We start from the raw sequence: 661 nt of genomic DNA, 5'->3' as shown, positions 1-661 counted from the left end.
CCGCAGCGACGCCACCTTCTCCAGGTCCCCGGACGTTTTGAGCTCCTCGGCGAAGACCGCGGCGGCCCGCATCGGTCCCACCGTGTGGGAACTGGACGGCCCTATTCCGATGGAAAAGAGATCGAAGACTCCAACAGCCATTGTCGGTTCCTAACTAGGTATGGGCTCGGGGACAGAGGTGAACAGGGGCCCTTCGGGTCCGGTCTCCGGCAGCATGCGTCTAAGGGAGCGTCACGTCCGCTCAGCGGGCGTCTTCGCGACCGAGCATGCAGAGGAGGCCGGACCCACGGGCCCGCCAAGCTCAACCGGCGAGGTCGGACACGCCCGGGTAGAGCGGGTGGGCGGCGGCGAGGGCCTGAACCCGGGTGCGCAGACCGGAGAGGTCCGCGCCGGCGTCGGCGATCAAAGCCTCAGCGATGATATCGGCAACCTCGGCGAAGGCCGCCTCGCCAAAACCGCGGGTCGCCAACGCCGGGGTGCCGATCCGCAGCCCGGAGGTGACCATCGGCGGACGCGGATCGAACGGGACGGCGTTGCGGTTGACGGTGATGTCGATTTCCGCGAGCCGGTCCTCGGCCTGCTGACCGTTGAGCTCGCAGTCGCGCAGGTCCACGAGGACCAGGTGCACGTCGGTGCCGCCGGAGATCACGTTGATCCCCTG

At 68.2% G+C, this 661-nt stretch carries 1 protein-coding gene and 1 pseudogene; both read right to left on the bottom strand.

The window, feature by feature from the left end; all coding sequences use genetic code 11:
- Positions 1-141, bottom strand: a 141-nt coding sequence (locus AC1D0A_RS21965; RefSeq protein WP_476946841.1) for a serine dehydratase beta chain, incomplete at its 3' end; no start/stop codon positions are given.
- A gap of 160 nt (positions 142-301) precedes the next feature.
- Positions 302-661, bottom strand: a pseudogene (locus tag AC1D0A_RS21960) (serine hydroxymethyltransferase); the annotation flags it as partial.

The sequence above is a fragment of the Arthrobacter sp. P1_D4 genome, assembly GCF_056406115.1.
The sequence above is the reverse complement of the archived record's forward strand: the minus strand, read 5'-3'. Positions and strand labels throughout refer to the sequence as shown.